Annotated in this window: 12 protein-coding genes; 6 read left to right on the top strand and 6 right to left on the bottom strand. The window is 64.6% G+C overall.

The window, feature by feature from the left end; genetic code table 11:
* Nucleotides 1-12 precede the first annotated feature (12 nt).
* The 5 genes from ACODSZ_RS00980 to ACODSZ_RS00960 form a co-directional block, all read right to left on the bottom strand.
* Nucleotides 13-870, bottom strand: a complete 858-nt coding sequence (locus ACODSZ_RS00980; protein ID WP_034350020.1) for an ABC transporter ATP-binding protein — start codon at nt 868-870, stop codon at nt 13-15.
* A complete protein-coding gene (locus tag ACODSZ_RS00975) occupies nt 867-1,712 on the bottom strand; it encodes an ABC transporter permease (RefSeq protein WP_008326908.1) in 846 nt (281 codons plus the stop codon). The genes ACODSZ_RS00980 and ACODSZ_RS00975 overlap by 4 nt, the downstream gene beginning before the upstream one ends.
* A gap of 7 nt (nt 1,713-1,719) precedes the next feature.
* On the bottom strand, nt 1,720-2,733 hold the full coding sequence (locus ACODSZ_RS00970) for an ABC transporter substrate-binding protein (protein WP_241821038.1): 1,014 nt from the start codon (nt 2,731-2,733) through the stop codon (nt 1,720-1,722).
* A gap of 22 nt (nt 2,734-2,755) precedes the next feature.
* The gene (gene atzF, locus ACODSZ_RS00965) at nt 2,756-4,585 is read right to left on the bottom strand and encodes an allophanate hydrolase (protein ID WP_488926846.1); all 1,830 of its coding nucleotides are present in this window, start codon (nt 4,583-4,585) and stop codon (nt 2,756-2,758) included.
* Nucleotides 4,586-4,851: 266 nt separating this feature from the next.
* On the bottom strand, nt 4,852-5,577 hold the full coding sequence (locus tag ACODSZ_RS00960; protein ID WP_488926845.1) for a 16S rRNA (uracil(1498)-N(3))-methyltransferase: 726 nt from the start codon (nt 5,575-5,577) through the stop codon (nt 4,852-4,854).
* A 160-nt stretch (nt 5,578-5,737) separates the two neighbouring features.
* Between ACODSZ_RS00960 and tkt the strand changes: the two genes are divergently transcribed.
* From tkt to ACODSZ_RS00935, 5 genes are all read left to right on the top strand, one after another.
* The gene (gene tkt / locus ACODSZ_RS00955; RefSeq protein WP_488926936.1) at nt 5,738-7,780 is read left to right on the top strand and encodes a transketolase; all 2,043 of its coding nucleotides are present in this window, start codon (nt 5,738-5,740) and stop codon (nt 7,778-7,780) included.
* A gap of 14 nt (nt 7,781-7,794) precedes the next feature.
* Nucleotides 7,795-8,322: a GNAT family N-acetyltransferase gene (locus tag ACODSZ_RS00950; protein WP_175343114.1), complete on the top strand. Its 528-nt coding sequence runs from the start codon at nt 7,795-7,797 to the stop codon at nt 8,320-8,322.
* 192 nt (nt 8,323-8,514) lie between these two features.
* Nucleotides 8,515-9,528: a type I glyceraldehyde-3-phosphate dehydrogenase gene (gene gap / locus ACODSZ_RS00945; RefSeq protein ID WP_008326926.1), complete on the top strand. Its 1,014-nt coding sequence runs from the start codon at nt 8,515-8,517 to the stop codon at nt 9,526-9,528.
* Nucleotides 9,529-9,765: 237 nt separating this feature from the next.
* The gene (locus tag ACODSZ_RS00940) at nt 9,766-10,287 is read left to right on the top strand and encodes a hypothetical protein (protein WP_241821035.1); all 522 of its coding nucleotides are present in this window, start codon (nt 9,766-9,768) and stop codon (nt 10,285-10,287) included.
* Nucleotides 10,288-10,462: 175 nt separating this feature from the next.
* Nucleotides 10,463-11,191: a class I SAM-dependent methyltransferase gene (locus ACODSZ_RS00935; RefSeq protein WP_488926844.1), complete on the top strand. Its 729-nt coding sequence runs from the start codon at nt 10,463-10,465 to the stop codon at nt 11,189-11,191.
* 99 nt (nt 11,192-11,290) lie between these two features.
* On the opposite strand, the gene glnE is transcribed toward ACODSZ_RS00935, so the two are convergent.
* Nucleotides 11,291-14,005, bottom strand: coding sequence for a bifunctional [glutamate--ammonia ligase]-adenylyl-L-tyrosine phosphorylase/[glutamate--ammonia-ligase] adenylyltransferase (gene glnE / locus ACODSZ_RS00930; protein WP_488926843.1), 2,715 nt, complete (start codon nt 14,003-14,005; stop codon nt 11,291-11,293).
* Between the two features lie 319 nt (nt 14,006-14,324).
* Here glnE and ACODSZ_RS00925 point away from each other — a divergent pair, with 319 nt between their 5' ends.
* A complete protein-coding gene (locus ACODSZ_RS00925) occupies nt 14,325-18,617 on the top strand; it encodes a YhdP family protein (RefSeq protein WP_488926842.1) in 4,293 nt (1,430 codons plus the stop codon).
* Nucleotides 18,618-18,643 lie beyond the last annotated feature (26 nt).

Raw genomic sequence — 18,643 nt, 5'->3', positions numbered from 1 at the left:
ATTCGGTACGACTCAGGACAGCGCCAGCGAACCCGGTGCCTGCATGCGCGCCGGCTTGCGCACTTCGCGCTGGAAGATTTCCATGGACAGCTTCTTGGCGGCGATGAAGCCCGGCTGCGACAGCGTTTCCACCGTGCGCGGCCGCGGGTCCTGGTAATGCAAGATGTCTGCCACCGCCGTCGGGCGCTTGGTCAGCAGCAGGATCTGGTCAGCCAGGTAGACCGCTTCCTCCAGGTCGTGCGATACCAGCACCATGGTGGTGCCGGTCTGCAGGAACACCTGTTGCAGCTTTTCACGGATGAAGAGGGTCATCTCGAAGTCCAGCGCCGAGAAGGGTTCATCCAGGAACAGCACCTCCGGCCCCGGCGCCAGGGCGCGCATGATGGAAGCGGTCTGCTGCTGGCCACCCGAGAGTTCGTAGGGATAGCGCATCAGGTCGAACTTCACGTCGAAGGACGCCACCAGTTCATCGACCCGATGCCTGATCTCGGCCTTGGACTTGCCTTCCAGCTTCAAGGGATAGGCGATGTTGTCGATGGTGCGCAGCCACGGGAACATGGCATCGCGATAGTTCTGGAACACGTAGCCGATCTTGGTCTGCGCCAGCGATTTGCCGTCAAACAGAATCTGTCCGGCGTCAATCGGAATCAGGCCGGCGATCATGTTGATGAGCGTGGACTTGCCGCAGCCATTGGGGCCGAAGATGGAAACGATCTGGTGCTTGGGGATATCCAGGTCGAAGTTTTCATACAGCGGCCAGCCGGCGAAGTGCTTGGTCAGGCCGCGAATGGTGATGTGGGTGCCTGGCGGCCCGGGAACGAAGGGCGTTTCCGGGGGCAGGTCGATTTTGGGGCTGATCACGACACTCATCTTCCGCTCCAGTGCACGATGCGTTTTTCAATGACGATGAAGACCACGTTCAGGGCATAGCCCAGCGCGCCCGCCGACAGAATGGCGGCGTACATCTCGCGTACGTTCAATACCTGCTGGGTATCGATGATGCGATGGCCCAGACCGTTCTCGGAACCGATGAACATCTCTGCCACGATCACGATCACCAGCGCCATCGAGACCGCGCTGCGCAGCCCCACGAAGCTGGCCTGCAGACTTTCCCAGATCAGCACGTCGCAAAAGATGCGCCAGCGCGAGGCCCCCATCACCTTGGCCGCCATCACCCGCTGCTTGCGCGCATTGAGCACGCCATAGGCACTGTTGAAGAGCACGATCAGGAAGGCGCCGAAGGCGGCGATGGCGACCTTGTTGATGTCGGACACCCCGAAGATCAGCAGGAACAGCGGGATCAGCGCCGAGGAGGGCGTGGAACGGAAGAAGTCGATCAGGAATTCCACGCTGCGATAGGCGCGCTCGTTGCTGCCCAGCAGGACGCCCATGGGCAGGCCCAGCACGGCGGCAATGGCAAAGGCTTCCAGCGTGCGGATCACGGTCACGCTGAAATCCAGCAGCAGCGGTCCCCCGGCCAGGCCCTTGAACATGGCCATGAGAGTGGCTTCCGGCGGCGGCAGCAGGATGGCCTTGATCCAGCCGGCCCGCACCACCAGGTCCCACACCACGAACAAGGCTACGGGACCGACCAGGGGCAGCAGACGGCCCAGCGCCGCGCGCTTGCGCGGCCGGGTCGCCGGCGGCGCCGTGGTCGAGGTAGCGGAAGGCTTGGGCGCCACGGTCACGGCAGGAGCGATGGTCTCGTTCATGATGCGCTCAACCCTTGTAGATCAGGTTGTCGACCACGATGCGTTGGGAGAACACGCCCTTCTCGACAAACAGGTCGTAGAACTTCTGGAAGTAGGCGATATCGCTGGGCTTGAATTCGTTGTAGAGCATGTAGGCCGCCAGCGGGACTTCATTGGTCAGCGAACCCTCGATGGCGGTATAGCCCTTCAGGTAGGCGCGCGCCTGGTCCGGTTGCTTGCGCACCAGCTCGATGCCGCGGGCATAGGCGGCGATGTACTTGCGCGTGAGTTCCGGATTCTTCTTGATGAATTCGGTGGTCAGCGCGGCGGCGCCACCATGCCAGGGCGCCATCGGATCACCGAGGATGTACTTGGCGATGACCCCTGCCTCCAGCACGCGGGTGGTGTTGTTCATGCGGCCCACGGTGCCGGTCGGTTCCAGCGTGTAGGCGGCATCGACCTGGCCGGCGGCCAGCGAAGCGACATGCTGGCCGATGGGCAGTTCGACTACGGTCGCGCCAGTGGCACCGGCGCGTTCGAGTACCGTCTTGGCCAGGGTGACGTTCTGGATGCCGGGGCCGGAGGCGACCTTCTTGCCCTTGAGTTCGGCGATCGATTTGACGGTGCTGTCCTTGGGCACCAGGAATTCATCGAGCACGTACTTGGCGTTGCTGGGATTGGTGGCGAAGATCTTGAATAGACCCGGCTGCGCGATCTCGCCGATGGCCAGGTTGCCGGCACCGGTACCATTGGCCGAGCCATCGGCGCGGCCGGCCAGCATGGCTTCCATCACTTGCTGGGCGCCGGCGAACTTGATCGCTTGCACTTCCAGTCCGGCCTGCTTGAAGTAACCCGCTTCCACTGCGGCATAGAAGGGCAGGCCGGCGGCCACCGGCCAGTAGCCGATGCGGATGGGGACGGTCTGCGCCCGCAGGATGGCCGGGGCGCCCGCGATGGCGGCGGTGGCGGCGACGGCACCGGCTTTGGCGATGAAGTCGCGGCGGGTGGTATCGTGGATTGCGGCGGGGGACTTCTTTTTCATGAGCAGCTCCGTGGTGAGGGTGTCAGTTCAAGGAATGGAGGTAGGGAACCCAGCCGCCGTGGTGGGTAATGTCGGTGGCGTCGGCAATGCCGGCCGGCTCGCAGATGAAGCCCTTGACGCTGCTGCCATCGGCCAGCTCCACCGTACCGATGCCCAGCGGCGCCGGGATGGCGGCGACGAAACCGCCGAACTGGCGCAGCGGCATTTCCCACACTTCCACCGCGATGGCGGCGCCGTCGCCTTCGGTGCGGGCCAGGCCCGGCTTGGGTGGCGTGGTACCCGCCAGGGCGTAGAGACGATAGTGGGCAGCGGTGCGGGTGACGGCCACGCGGCGCGCACCGGCTTCCAGCAATTGCCAGTTCAGCGGTTGGCCGGCCAGGTGGGCGCCCACCACGCAGACCTTGATGGTGCTTTCATTGAAGGGCAGCGGGGCGGCGGCAATCGTGTCGGCTTGCGCCGCACCGCCCAGTTGCTGCTGCAGGCGTGCGCCGGCTTCGGCCAGCAGATGATCGGCACCGGCCGGCCCGATCAGGGTCACCCCGGCGGGCAAGCCATCACGGCGCCACACGGCGGGGATGGCCAGGGCCGACATGTCCATCAAATTGACGAAGTTGGTGTAATGGCCCAACTGCGCATTGCGCACCACCGGATCGGCCTCGACTTCGGCGATGGTGGGGAAGGTGGTGGTGGTCGGCACCAGCATCAGGTCGCTGCCTTCGAGCAGGTTTTCGGCCTGGCGGCGCAGGTCGGCCAGGCGGTATTGAGCGTTGAAGCTGTCTACGGCGTCGTAGTCGTCGGCCTGGGCGGTGATCTGGCCTACCACCGGGTGGATGGCGTCCCGGTGCTCTTGGAAGAAGTCACCCAGGGCTGCACGGCGCTCGGCCACCCAGGGGCCCTGGTACAGCAGTTCTGCGGCGGCACTGAAGGGGGCGAACGGAATTTTCGCCAGGCTCACGCCGGGCAGGGCGGCGATCTGCGCCAGGCTGCGCTCCCAGGCTTCCTGGGCGAGGCTGTCGCCAAAGAATTCGCAGTGATCGGGGATGGCGATGCGATAACCCCGGCGCTTCACGCCCAGCATGGTGGGGCGGCGCGAATAGCCATCCTCGGCATCGAAGCCGGAAGCGCTGTGCAGTACGCGCCAGGCATCGGCCACGTCGTGGGCGAAGATGGAGATGCAATCCAGGGTGCGGCAGGCCGGCACCAGGCCGCGTGCGCTGATCAGGCCCTTGGTTGGCTTCAGGCCCACCAGATGATTGAAGGCGGCGGGGACGCGGCCCGAGCCTGCGGTGTCGGTGCCCAGCGAAAACATGACCTGCCCCAGGGCCACGGCCACCGCTGAACCCGAACTGGAGCCGCCGGAGACATATTCCGACTTGATGGCGTTGCGTACCGCGCCGTAGGGGGAGCGCACGCCGACCAGGCCGGTGGCGAACTGGTCCAGGTTGGTCTTGCCCACCAGCAGTGCTCCAGCGGCTTGCAGGCGTTGCACCACGGTGGCGCTTTCGCTGGCCAGCCGGCCGAATTCGGGACAGGCCCCGGTGGTGGACATCTCGGCCACGTCGATGTTGTCCTTCACGGCGAAGGGGATGCCGAACAGCGGCATGCTCTCAAGCACCGCTTCGCCCTTGATCTGCAACATCAGGTCCAGTGCTGCGGCTTGTTGTTTCAGTTGCTTGGACGGCACCCGGCTGATCCAGACTTCATCGCGCCCGCTGCTGTCGATACGCGCCAGCAGTTCGGCTACCACCTTGCCAGGCGTGCTGCGGCCTTCCCGGTAGGCCGCCAGGGTGGCGGCGATGGTGGTCGGGGCGGCCTCGGGGGCGGCTTGCTGCAGGGCGTGGGTAGTGGTCATGGTGGATATTCAAACTTGAATACAAGATTGAATATCTTTAAGCAGGAGGCGTGCCAGCTGGTCCGTCATGCGGCTGGAAAACGGCAAAAGGCTTCACCACGCGGGTTTGCGAGGTGAAGTGCTGGAAGGCAAGTTGCGCGAGGGTAAATGAAGAGTTTTGTCAGCGAGACAAAATGGGGAGGCGTGCGCCGAATTTGGACGTCCGTCGTGGTGGGCTGCACGGGAATCAGGCAGGCCACCGGGAATTTACCTGGATGAAGCTTTCTTCAAAGCTCCCCCCACACCGCATTCAAGGCCGCCAATGCCGCCAGCCCGGCGGTCTCGGTGCGCAGCACGCGGCTGCCCATGGACAGCATCAGCGCACCCTGGGCGCAGGCCAGGTCTTCCTCTTCCTCGCTGAAACCGCCTTCGGGGCCGACGATGACCGTCACGGCCTGCGGCGGATGATGGCGCGCCCAGCCCGACAGCGGCTCGGTGCCGCGCGGGGAGAGCAGGATACGGCGGTGCAGGTCGCTCTGGACGATCCAGCGCTTGAAGTCGGTCACCTCGCCCAGCTGTGGCAGACGATTGCGACCACATTGCTCGGCGGCAGCATGCACGATGCCTTGCCAGTGCGCCTGCTTCTTTTCGGCGCGTTCGCCCGACAGGCGCACCACGCAGCGCTGCGCGGCCAGCGGCTGGAGGGCGGTGGCGCCCAGTTCCACGGCTTTCTCGACGATCCAGTCCATCTTCGACCCTTCCGGCAGGGCCTGGGCCAAAGTCAGCGCATAGGGCAGTTCGGCTTCGCGCGGAGAAAAAGTCTTCACTTCGGCGTGGGCGCGCTTCTTCTCAATGGCGCTCAGACTGGCGGTGTACTCGCCGCCTTCGCCATTGAACAGGGTCACCGTATCGCCGGGTTGCAGGCGCAACACCTGGATGTGATGGGCAATCTGCTCGGGCAGGACCAGGGCCGAGCCAATGCCGAGGGGGTGCGGGAAGTAAAAGCGGGGCATGGGGCAGGGTCCTGGGCGAAGAAGATCAAAAAGACATGAAAAAAGTTGTCAGTCCGGTTACGGGCTGGTCCCGAATTTTAATCCCCCCGGCGCACTCTGGTAAAATACGGCCCCGCGCTGCACTTGGCCTTCCGGGGCGGCGCTTTGGCTACAAAACCCGATTGGTGCGCCTGACAGCGCCTCCCGCACAGCAAACTCAGACCTCGACATGATTTCCACTCTCCCCACCGACAAGATGGCCAACGCGATCCGCGCGCTGGCGATGGATGCAGTTCAAAAAGCCAATTCCGGACACCCGGGCATGCCGATGGGGATGGCCGAAATCGCAGTGGCCCTGTGGGCCAAGCACTATCGTCACAACCCGTCCAACCCGCAGTGGGCCAACCGTGACCGCTTCGTACTCTCCAACGGCCACGGCTCCATGCTGCAGTACGCGCTGCTGCACCTGACCGGCTACGACCTGTCGATGGAGGACATCAAGGCCTTCCGCCAGCTGCATTCCAAGACCGCCGGCCACCCGGAAGTGCACATCACCCCGGGCGTGGAAACCACCACCGGTCCGCTGGGCCAGGGCGTCACCAATGCGGTGGGCATGGCGCTGGCTGAAAAGCTGCTGGCCGCCGAATTCAACAAGCCCGGCCTGTCCGTGGTCGATCACTATACTTATGCTTTCGTCGGCGATGGTTGCCTGATGGAAGGCATCTCGCACGAAGCCTGCTCGCTGGCGGGCGTGCTGAACCTGTCCAAGCTGATCGTGCTGTATGACGACAACGGCATCTCCATCGATGGTCACGTCGAAGGCTGGTTCAAGGACGACACCCCGAAGCGCTTCGAAGCCTACGGCTGGAACGTCATCCCCGCTGTCGATGGCCACAACGTCGAAGCTGTCAGCGCGGCGATCCACCAGGCCAAGCTGGCCGACAAGCCGACCCTGATCTGCTGCCGCACCGTCATCGGCAAGGGTTCGCCCAACCTGGCCGGCACCGACAAGGTGCACGGCGCCGCCCTGGGTGACAAGGAAATCGCCGCCGTGCGCGAAGCGCTGGGCTGGACCTCCGCACCCTTCGAGATTCCCGCTGACGTCTACGCCGCCTGGGATGCCAAGGCCACCGGCGCCGACTTCGAAGCCAGCTGGAAGCAGACCTTCGACAGCTACGCCGCCCAATACCCGGCCGAGGCCGCCGAACTGCTGCGTCGCCTCAAGGGCGAGCTGCCGGCCGCGTTCGAATCGACCGTGACCGCCTACATCAATTCCACGCTGGAAAAGAAGGAAACCATCGCCACCCGCAAGGCCAGCCAGAACGCCATCCAGGCTTATGCGCAGGCGCTGCCGGAATTCCTGGGCGGCTCGGCCGACCTGACCGGCTCGAACCTGACCAACTGGAAGGAATCGGTGGCCGTGCGCGCCGACCAGCGCGGCAACCACATCAACTACGGTGTGCGTGAATTCGGCATGAGCGCCATCATGAACGGTATCGCCCTGCATGGCGGCTACCTGCCCTTCGGCGCGACCTTCCTGACCTTCTCCGACTACAGCCGCAATGCCCTGCGCATGGCGGCGCTGATGAAGATCCGTTCGCTGTTCGTGTTCACCCACGACTCCATCGGCCTGGGCGAAGACGGCCCCACCCACCAGTCGGTGGAACACGTCTCCAGCCTGCGCCTGATCCCCAACCTGGACAACTGGCGTCCGTGCGACACCACTGAAACCGCCGTGGCCTGGGCCGAGTCCATCAAGCGTCACGATGGCCCGAGCACACTGATCTTCTCGCGCCAGAACCTGCCCTTCCAGGAGCGTACCGACGCCCAGGTCAAGGACATCGCTCGTGGCGGCTACGTGCTGCGCGATGCGGCCGATGCCAAGGTGATCCTGATCGCTACCGGTTCCGAAATCGAACTGGCTACCAAGGCCGCTGACGCCCTGACCGCTGAAGGCATCGCCGTGCGCGTGGTGTCGATGCCCTCCACCGATGTGTTCGACCGCCAGGATGCGGCTTACAAGGCCTCCGTGCTGACCCGCGGTGTTCCGCGCGTGGCCATCGAAGCCGGCGTTACCGCCTTCTGGCACAAGTACGTGGGCCTGGAAGGCGCCGTGGTCGGTATCGATACCTTCGGCGAATCAGCCCCGGCCGGCGTGCTGTTCAAGCACTTCGGCTTCACCGTCGAGAACGTGGTGGCCAAGGCCAAGGCAGTACTGGCTTGAGCAGTCTGGTGTCCATGACTGAAGAAGTCCTGTTCCGCCGCGCCAGGAAGGGCGATGCGGCCTCCATCGCCGGCGTGCGCATCGACGCCTGGCGCGCCGCCTATCGCGGCCTGGTGCCCGACAGCTACCTGGATCACCTCAAGCCCGAGGAAAGCGTCAAGCTGTGGGAGCAGGTGCTGGAAGCGTCTTCGGACGCCGCCTGCACCTTCGTGGCCGAGAGCGGCGGTGAGATCATCGGTTTTGCTTCCGGCATGACGCTGGCCGAGTCGCGCTTCGGCTGCGATGCCGAGCTGACCGCGATCTGCGTGCTGCCCGATGAGCAGCGCAAGGGATTGGGCAAGCGCCTCTTGGCCAACGTCGCCGCCACCCTCATCAGTGCCGGTGCGACCGGCCTGATGGCCTGGGTGCTGAGCAAGAATGAAGGCGCCGGGGAATTTTTCGAGTCGCTCGGGGCCGAAAGGCTTTATGAACAAACGTTCACCTGGGATGATGGCAGTGAACTCGACGAGATCGGTTTCGTCTGGCGCAAGCTCCACTCCTGAGCGGATGAACGCGGGACTGGATGGATTGGCAGGATGAGCAGGGCAGGCAGGGACGGCAAGAACAACTGAACAAAAAGGCCGGAAAAGAAGGATTCATGTCCGACGGGCGGCGCCGCAAGGGTGCAAGCTGTCGGGCAGGTCGCTTTCCCGACTACCGGTTTGCATTGATTTTTACTACTTGAGGAGAAGAGCATGGCAATTCGCGTAGCAATCAACGGTTATGGCCGCATCGGCCGCAATATCCTGCGCGCTCACTACGAAGGCGGCAAGAAGCACGACATCGAGATCGTCGCCATCAACGACCTGGGCGATCCGAAGACCAATGCCCACCTGACCCAGTACGACACCGCCCACGGCAAGTTCCCGGGCACCGTGACCGTGGAGGGCGACTCCATCGTCGTCAACGGCGACCGCATCAAGGTGCTGGCCCAGCGCAATCCGGCCGAGCTGCCCTGGGGCGAGCTGGGCGTGGACGTGGTGCTGGAATGCACCGGTTTCTTCACCACCAAGGAAAAGGCCAGCGCCCACATCAAGGGCGGTGCCAAGAAGGTGATCATCTCCGCTCCGGGCGGCAAGGATGTGGATGCCACCGTCGTCTTCGGCGTCAACCACGGCGTGCTCAAGGCTTCGGATACCGTGATCTCCAACGCATCGTGCACCACCAACTGCCTGGCCCCGCTGGTGCAGCCGCTGAACGACAAGATCGGTCTGGAAAACGGCCTGATGACCACCGTCCACGCCTACACCAACGACCAGGTGCTCACCGACGTGTATCACGAAGACCTGCGCCGCGCCCGTTCGGCCACCCAGTCCATGATCCCGACCAAGACCGGCGCTGCCGCCGCCGTCGGCCTGGTGCTGCCGGAACTGAACGGCAAGCTGGACGGCTACGCCATCCGCGTGCCGACGATCAACGTGTCCATCGTCGACCTGTCCTTCGTGGCCTCGCGCGACACCAGCGTGGATGAAGTCAATGCCATCCTGAAGGCCGCTTCCGAATCTGGTCCGCTCAAGGGCATCCTGACCTACAACACCGATCCGCTGGTGTCGGTGGACTTCAACCACAACCCGGCATCGTCCAACTTCGACGCCACCCTGACCAAGGTCTCCGGCCGTCTGGTGAAGGTGTCGTCCTGGTACGACAACGAGTGGGGCTTCTCCAACCGCATGCTCGACACCACCGTCGCCCTGGCCAACGCCAAATAAGACGCGTGATCTGGCGCTCTGGCCGGGGTTCCCCGGTCGGGAGCGTCAATTTCAGGGCTGTTTCGGCTTCTTTTCCTCGTATGCAGGCCTGCTTGCCGCGGTGAAAATAGACGAATCAGCCTGCAAACGGATCAGAAGGCTGTTGCGAGCGTCGCTTGCAATGGCCTTTTGTCCATTTGCCGCCAAGGGCCGTACGGCCCGTCAACAACAAGAGCAACCGACCCAACGAGGCAACGCATGTCAGCAAGCTCATCCCAGGCTCGTCGCCTGTTGGCCAACCTGGCCCTGATTTCCGCCGTCAGCTTCTCGCTGTCCGCGTGCGACTACATCAGCAGCTTTTCCAAGCCCAAGCAGACCCCGGAAGAGGCCAAGGCCGAAGGCATCGCCCTGGGCGCCGGCTGCCGCCAGGCCGGCCAGAGCCTGGAAGACTGCTACCAGCGCAATCCCGACGCCCTGAAGGCCGGCATCTTCACCGGCTGGAAGGACATGCACGAATACATGGCCGCCAAGGGCATCCAGACCGTGGCACCGCCTGCGCCGGCGCCCGACGCCGCCAAGGATGACGCCAAGGCCAAGGATGGCAAGGACAGCAAGGACAGCAAGGACAGCAAGGACAGCGACCGCAGCAGCCGCACCCGCGACCGCGACTCCAACCGCGACAACGCCCGTTCGCGCGACCGCGAAAGCTCCTCGTCTTCGCGTGATGGCAGCAGCGATCGCCGCGCCAGCCGGGACGAGAAGACTCCGCCCAAGTACTGAGGGCAGCAACAGGCGCAGGAAAGTTGCAGTCCTGCTTGCCAGCCGGTAACATCTGATGCCCCGCGCGCCTTCGCTTGCGGGGCATTTTTCCATCAGCCGGCAGGGGGAACCGCCGGCGACCCGGATGTCCGCCAGTACCGGCCCGGCATCCGGCCAGTACAACAAGCATAACGACATGAACTCACACTCACCGCCCTTGCCTCCGGCCATGCCGGAGCACGTCCCCGAGACCGCCTTCGGCCTCTGGTTCCTGCGTACGCCGACCTGGACCCTGCACGTGTTGGAACGCGCCCTGCAGGATCTGGAGCGGCTCATTGCCGAGCGTCGCAGCAGCTATCCCGTGGTGGCCGACGTCGGGTGCGGCTGGGGCCGCTCGCTCAAGAAGCTGCACCAGCGCTTTGCTCCGCAGCGCCTGATCGCCATGGACATCGATGCCAACATGATCGCCGCAGCCCGCAGCGAGGCCGAGGCCGAGGGCCTGCGTGCCGAATTCATCCAGTGCTCCAGTTCGCGCATGCACCTGGAGGACAACAGCGTGGACCTGTTGTTCTGCCACCAGACCTTCCATCACCTGATCGATCAGGAAGAAGCCATCCGCGAGTTCTACCGCGTCCTCAAACCGGGCGGTATTCTCCTGTTCGCCGAATCGACCAGGCGTTACATCCATTCGTGGATCATCCGCCTGTTGTTCCGCCATCCGATGGAGGTGCAAAAGTCCGCCGGCGAATATCTGGCCCTGGTGCGCAGCGCCGGGTTCGAGGTGGCGCCGCAGGCGATCTCCTATCCCTACCTGTGGTGGAGCCGCGAAGACCTGGGTCTGCTGGAGCGTGTCTTTGGCATCAAGCCCAAGGCGGATCGGGAAGAAACCCTGATCAACCTGGTGGCGGTCAAGCCCATGAATTAAAAGAGGTCATACAGGATGTCACGCAGGTGAAGTCAAAGGAAAAAACGGGAGGCACCGCAAGGCGCCTCCCGTTTTTTTCTTCACCACGCCTTGGAGGCGTCAACCGAAAACCTGCTGCCAGAGCCGGATCACGCAAGCCCGTTCATGTTCCACCCGGATCGCATCGATGTGGGCGCGCTCCGAGCCCTGCAGGCGGATCTGGTGCTGCAGCTTGCGGAAGAGCCGATAGGCATTGGCCGCTTCGGCCGCCAGCAGGCCATCGATCAGGCCCAGCTGGGCCGCCAGTTTCAACAGCGCGATGTTGCCGATGTCGCCGGTGAGCTGCGGATGGTCGCAGGCATGGCGCAATACCAAATACTGCACCATGAACTCGATGTCGATCATGCCGCCTTCATCGTGCTTGAGATCAAACATCATGCTGCGGTTGGGATGGGCTTCGCGCATGCGGCGGCGCATGGACAGCACTTCCTCTTCCAGCTTGTTCACATCGCGCGGCTGGCGCAGCACGCGTTCGCGCAGCGCCTCGAAGCGCTCGCCGATGGCCGCATCGCCCGCACAGAAGCGCGCCCGCGTCAGGGCCTGATGCTCCCAGATCCAGGCGGCATTCAACTGGTATTTCTCGAAGGAGGACAGCGGCGACACCAGCAAGCCGCTGGCGCCATCCGGGCGCAGGGCGATGTCGATGTCGAACAGGGTACCGGCCGGGGTGTGGCTGGTCATCCAGGTGATGAAGCGCTGGGCCAGCTTGGCATACAGCGCCGGTGCTTCCTGGTCGTCATCGTCGTAGAGGAAGACCACGTCCAGGTCCGAGGCATAACCCAGTTCCTTGCCCCCCAGCTTGCCGTAGGCAATCACGGCAAAGCGGGGGACTTCGACGTGGCGCTGGGCGATGGTCTGCCAGATCGCCTCGAGAGTGACCTGCACCAGTACGTCGGCCAGGGCCGAGAGTTCATCGGCCAGCTTTTCCACCGACAGATCACCCTCCAGATCCTGCGCCAGCAGGCGGAACAGTTCGGCGTGATGCAGCTCGCGCAGGATGTCGAGCTGGCGTTCGGTATCGCCCTCGGCACTGGCCAGTTGACGGCGGCAGGTGTCGGCAAAGGCGTTCCAGTCGGAGGCGGCCTTGAGATTGCGGTCGTCCAGCAGTTCGTCCAGCAGCAGCGGGTGGCGCGTGAGGTAAGTCGCAGCCCAGCCACTGGCCCCGATCATGCGCACCAGCCGCTGCAGGGCGTAGGGATATTCGGTGAGCAGGGCCAGGTAGGCCGCGCGCCGGGCGATCGCTTCGAGAAAATCGAGCAGGCGGCCCAGCGCGGGCAACTGGTCGTAATGCAAGGCGGCCAGCAGCGGCAGACAGTTGTTGATGACGGTGTTGAGCCGGTTGCGGCTGGCCTCGGGCAGGCTCTGCATGCGCGGCGACTGCCAGGTCAGATGCAGGCGACGCGCGCCGTTGTCGATATCTTCCTCGGGAAAACCCACCAGGCGCAGGGCCTCGGTGAGCCCTTCGAGATTGTCGTTCTCGCTCACGGCCACCGTGGGGCCTTCGCTTTCGCCCTCGGATTGCTTGTCGGCGAAGATGGCATCGAACTGCGCGGCCACGATAGCGCGCTGGCGCTCCAGTTCCTGCAGCAGCGCCGGGCTGTCGGCGTAGCCCATCATGTTGGCCACCAGCAGCAGGTCGTCGGGATTGACGGGCAGGGTATGGGTCTGCGCATCTTCCAGATACTGCAGGCGGTGCTCCAGGTCACGCAGGAAGGTATAAGCCTCCAGCAACTGGTCCACTACTTCGGGCGCCAGCAGTTCCTTGGTGGCCAGGGTGCGCAGGGTGGTGCGGGTGGAGCGGTCGCGCAGCTCGGGGTCGCGTCCGCCCCGGATCAGCTGGAACACCTGGCTGGTGAACTCGATCTCGCGGATGCCGCCGCGTCCCAGCTTGACGTTGTTGCTTCGGTCGGGATGCAGGGCTTCCTGGCGCTTGACCTCGGCGCGGATCTGGCCGTGCATGGAGCGCAGGGCATCGATGGAGCCAAAGTCCAGATAGCGGCGGAAGATGAAGGGCCGGCTGATCGCTTCCAGGGCAGCGATGTCTTCTTCGGTACCGGTCAGGGCGCGGGCCTTGGTCCAGGCATAGCGTTCCCATTCGCGGCCCTGGCGCACCAGGTATTCCTCGACCATGTTGAAGCTGGCTACCAGCGGGCCGGAGTTGCCGTTGGGGCGCAGCGCCATGTCGACGCGGAAGGTGAAGCCGTCTGCGGTGATCTCGGCCAGGGCGCCGATGAGCTTCTTGCCCAGGCGCACGAAGAATTCATGGTTCGACAGCGACTTCTGGCCGGCCTCGGCGCGGGTGTCGCCATCTTCCGGATAGACGAAGATGAGGTCGATGTCGGAAGAAACATTCAGTTCCCCGCCACCCAGCTTGCCCATGCCCAGCACGATCATTTCCTGCGGGCGTCCTGATTCTTCACCGACCGGGATGCCATATAGCGCGATTTGTTCCTGCATCAGGGCCGCCAGATGGGTCTGCACGGCGAAATCGGCAAAACCGGTCATGGTGGCCACCACTTCGGCCAGGTCGGCGCGGCCATCCAGATCGCGCGTGATGAGGCTGCAGATGATCAGGTTGCGCAGACGCCGCATGGCCGCCGGCAGGGCGAGGCCGGCCTCGAGGTCGGTCGCCAGGCGTCGCTGCATGGCGGCGCAGTCCATGGGCTGCGCCGCCGTCTGCGCGACCAGGGCCGGGCGGGCCGGATCGGCCTGAGTCCAGCGGGTGTAGTAGCGGGAGGTGGAGGCGTCGACCAGAGAGATAGGATGAACAGACATAAGAGACCGCAAAGCTCCACGACAAGGTGTAAAAGGAGGAAAACCGCTGCCCCTCCCGCTTCAGAGCGGGCCGGCCCGTGCCGACAATGCAGGCAGGGCGGATCGCCCGCGTGTGATGCGTGTCCGGCGGGATTGACGCAGACTGCGCACTGACGATCTGCTGGAAGAGCAGCCAATCAAGCGATTCTAGCCTTCCTTTTTAAACTTATCGCCGTTTTTGCCCCTCATAGTCCCATTGTCACGATGGCATGGGCCGGTTTTCCATGCGATCATGCTGCCTGCCCGATTCCATTCATTTGCCGAGCCGCCTTGCAACCTGATGTCCCAAGAACAACATAACGCCACACCCAAGCCTGGCCGCTGGGCGCTGTGCTGGCGATTTGCGCGGGGCAGCTATCGGCGCCTGAACCGGGCCACCCACCACGTCCTGGGCTTCACCCTCAAGCTGCTGCTGGCAGCCTATTTCGTCTTTTGCGCACTGTTCCTGGTGCTGCGCTATGCGGTGCTGCCCGAGATCGGCCACTACAAGTCGCGTATCGAGGCGCTGGTCTCGCACGAGATCGGTCGTGCGGTCAGCATCGATGTCATCGAGGCCTCCTGGAGCGGCCTGCGTCCGCAGCTCTCCCTGACCAATCTCACCGTCCATGACCAGCAGGGCGAACCGGCCCTGAGCCTGCCGCGCGTGTCTACCACGCTGTCCTGGAGCAGCGTCCTGGTGGCCTCCCTGCGACTGGAGAACCTCAGCATCGAAGGGGCCGACCTGGCCATCCGGCGCGATGCCGCCGGCAAGTTTTACGTGGCCGGTATTCCGGTGCCGGCCGGTGGCGACGGCAGCAGCCTGGACTGGTTGCTGTCCCAGCGCGAAATCGTGATCCGTCACAGCAAGCTGCGCTGGAATGATGAATTGCGCCGTGCCCCGGAACTGGTGCTGGAAGACGTCAACCTGGTACTGCACAACCGCTGGCTGCGTCATCGTCTGTCGTTGCGCGCCATCCCGCCGCAGGACATGGCTGCCCCTCTGGATGTGCGGGCCGACTTCAGTCATCCGGCCTTCGGACGCAGTTCCGACATCGCGCGCTGGAAGGGCGTGCTGTATGCGGATCTGCGCAATACCGACCTGTCGGTCTGGCGCGCCTGGTTCGATTACCCGATCGCCATCAACAGCGGTCGCGGTTCGGTGCGGGCCTGGCTGACCCTGGACCATGCCAAGGTGGCCAACTTCACCGCCGACCTCGGCCTGACCGACTTCAATGCCCGCCTGTCGCGCCAGCTGGAGCCGCTTTCGCTCAAGCGTGTCAATGGCCGCATCTCCGCCAGCGAAACGCTGGGACCCAATCTGGAGGACGGCGTACCGACCTTCGGCGCCAATGGACACCAGGTCACGCTGACCGATTTCTCCATCGAAACGCCGGACGGCTTCGTCCTGCCGCCGACCTCGATTGCCGAGAGCTATGAACCGGCCACTGCGCTCAAGGCCGAGCGCACCAGCCTCAAGGCTACCTACCTGAATCTGCAGACCTTGTCGCAACTGGCCGCCCGCCTGCCGCTGGCGCCCTCCCAGCGCAAGTTGCTGGATGACCTGGCGCCACGCGGGGAGCTGCATGACTTCACCGTGCAATGGCAGGGCAGCTATCCCGAGTTGAGTTCCTATCGTGTCAATGGTCGCTTCCAGGGGCTGGGCCTGAAGGGCTTGCCGGCCCATGTCGAGCCGCGCAGGAACGGCGTGCAGCCGGCGCGCGCGCAGTGGGCCGCGTTCCCCGGCTTCAGCAACCTCTCCGGCGAGATTGACGCCAGCGAGAAGGGCGGATCCGTCAAGGTCGATGCGCGGCAACTGGCGGTGGAGCTGCCCACCGATCTGTTCCGCGAGTCCAGCCTGCCCTTTGACAGCCTCAAGCTGCAGGCGCGCTGGCAATACCTGAAGGACCAGACCCTGCAGGTGGACCTGGACCAGATGCAGTTTGCCCAGCCGGGCGTGGCCGGCAGTCTCAGTGGTCAGCACCTGCTACCGTTGCAGGGTGGTTCGCTCGGCAGCGTCGACCTGCACGGCGAGCTGACCAGCTTCGATGTGAAGGCGATTCGCCGCTATCTCCCGCAACACCTGAGCGAACCGCTGCATCGCTGGCTTACCGAGGGTTTGCTGGCCGGCAATCTCAAGGACGTACGGTTCAAGCTCAAGGGCGCGCTGGCCGATTTCCCCTTCCAGACCACCAAGCCGGGCGAGCAGCCCAAGGGCGTGTTCCAGCTCGCGGGTGATTTCGACGGCCTCAAGCTGAACTACACGCCCGGTCATGTCGGTCGCGACGGCAAGGAACCCGAATGGCCCTTGCTGGAGGAGGGGCGGGGACACATCAGCATCGACCGTACACGACTGGAGATCAAGGCTGAGGGTGCCCGCACCCTGGGCGCGCGGCTGGGCCCGGTCAGCGCGCGCGTGGCCGATGTCGAATCGCATGATGCCGTGCTGGAAATCGACGGCGTGGCCAACGGCCCCATGCCGGCCTTCCTGCAATACGTCAACCAGAGCCCGGTGGCACGCTGGACCGGCAACGTCATGGAGCACACCACGGCCAGTGGTGAAGCGCGGCTGGACCTGAAGTTCCAGATGCCGCTCAATCACGCCATCGAGACCCGTGCCCAGGGCGTCTTCCATTTCGCCAACAACGATGTGGACCTGCTGCCTGAACTGCCGCCCATCTATCGCACCAGTGGCAAGGTCGAGTTCAACGAAAGCGGTTTTACGCTCAATGGCGTGCACGGGCAATTCCTGGGCGACAATCTGGCCATCAGCGGCGGCACGCAGAAGGATGGCAGTAGCCAGGTACGCCTGGACGGCGCCATCAACATCGAGAATCTGCGCAAGCAATACCCCGATCCTTCGCTGCAGCGCCTGCTGACGCGCTTCTCCGGTGGCACGCGTTACACCGCGACGGTGGCGGTGCGTGCGGGGCAGCCGGAGGTCACGGTCGAGTCGAACCTGGCCGGCCTGGGCGCGGACTTGCCGGTGCCGCTGCGCAAAGGGGTGCAGGACAGCCTGCCGATGCGCTTCGATCTGCTGCCGCTGGCCTCTTCCGATCCACTGATCGAACGCGAGGAAATGCGCGTGGCGCTGGGTCCTCATGTGGCCTCGCGCTATGTACGCGAGCGCGTGGCCGGCAACGGCAATGCCTGGCGCGTCACCAGCGGCGGCATCGGCTGGAACCAGCCGGCGCCGACGCCTGCTTCCGGTCTCAGGCTGGCGCTGGCGACCGACAGCCTGGATGCCGATACCTGGCTGGCCCTGAAGAAGGCGCTGGCCGGCAACGAGGCCGCCAGCAGCGCAGGCAACGACCGGCTCGGCAGCAGCGACGTGACGCAGTATCTGGAGCCGGACAGCGTGTCGGCCCGGGTGGGCGAGTTCAACATGATGGGCAAGAAACTCGACCAGCTGGTCCTGGAAGCCAGCCACCGCCGCAATGCCTGGCAGATCAGCCTGGAGTCCCGGCAGGCCTCCGGTACCGTGACCTGGGACGAGCCCGCCAGTGCGCGCGGTGCCGGCAAGGTCACGGCGCGCCTGTCCTCGCTGGTCATTCCCAAGTCCGGCACCGCCGCCGACACGGCCCAGCCCGCCAGTGCCGACAAGAGTGACGACCACCTGCAGATGCCCGCCCTTGACATCCGGGCCGAGCAGTTCGAGCTGGGCGGCAAGAAGCTGGGCCGGCTGGAGCTCGATGCCAGCAACATCGTCACCTCGGTAGGCCGCGAATGGCGCATCAGCCGCCTGTTGCTGGCCAATCCCGATGCGCAGTTCCGGGCGGCCGGCAACTGGCTCAGCTTCGGCAGCAATCACACGTCCAACTTCACCTATGCGCTCGATATCGAGGATGCGGGCAAGCTGCTGGAACGCTTCGGCTATCCCGGCACCATCCGCGGCGGGCACGGCAAGCTCGATGGCGATCTCAGCTGGAAGGCGCCGCCCTATGCCATGGACATGGCCACCCTGGCCGGGCAGGTACACATGGATGTGCACTCCGGCCAGTTCCTGAAGGTTGATCCGGGTGCGGCCAAGCTGCTGGGGGTGCTCAACCTGCAGGCGCTGCCGCGCCGGCTGACGCTGGACTTCCGGGACGTGTTCTCGCAAGGTTTTGCCTTCGACACCGTGGCCGGTACCGCCAGCATCGCCAAGGGCATCGCCAGCACCGACAACCTCAAGATGACCGGCGTGACGGCCTCGGTGCTGATGAGCGGTTCGGCCGACATCGCCCGCGAAACCCAGGATCTGCATGTGGTGGTGATCCCCGAGATCAACCTCGGCACCGCCTCCGTGGTGGCCATGGCAGTCAATCCGGTGGTGGGGGTGAGTACCTTGCTGGCGCAACTGTTCCTGCGCAATCCGGTGATGAAGTCGCTCAGCTTCGAATACAAGGTGACCGGCCCGTGGAGCGATCCCATCGTGGTCAAGCAGGGGCAGGTCACACCGGTGGATGGCGAGCGGGCCCGCGAAGTGCTGCAGAAGGACAAGAACGGCAAGACCGACGACAAGCCGGTCAATGACCTGGCACCGGCCCCCTCAGTGGCCCCGCCTGAGCGGCGCCGGGCGCCCGAGCCGGGAGCGCGCGTCAATTCCGGTGCCTGATCCGGTCCTGCGGCAGCCCTCCGCGG

It is taken from the genome of Herbaspirillum sp. FG34 (assembly GCF_057809315.1).
The sequence above is the reverse complement of the archived record's forward strand: the minus strand, read 5'-3'. Positions and strand labels throughout refer to the sequence as shown.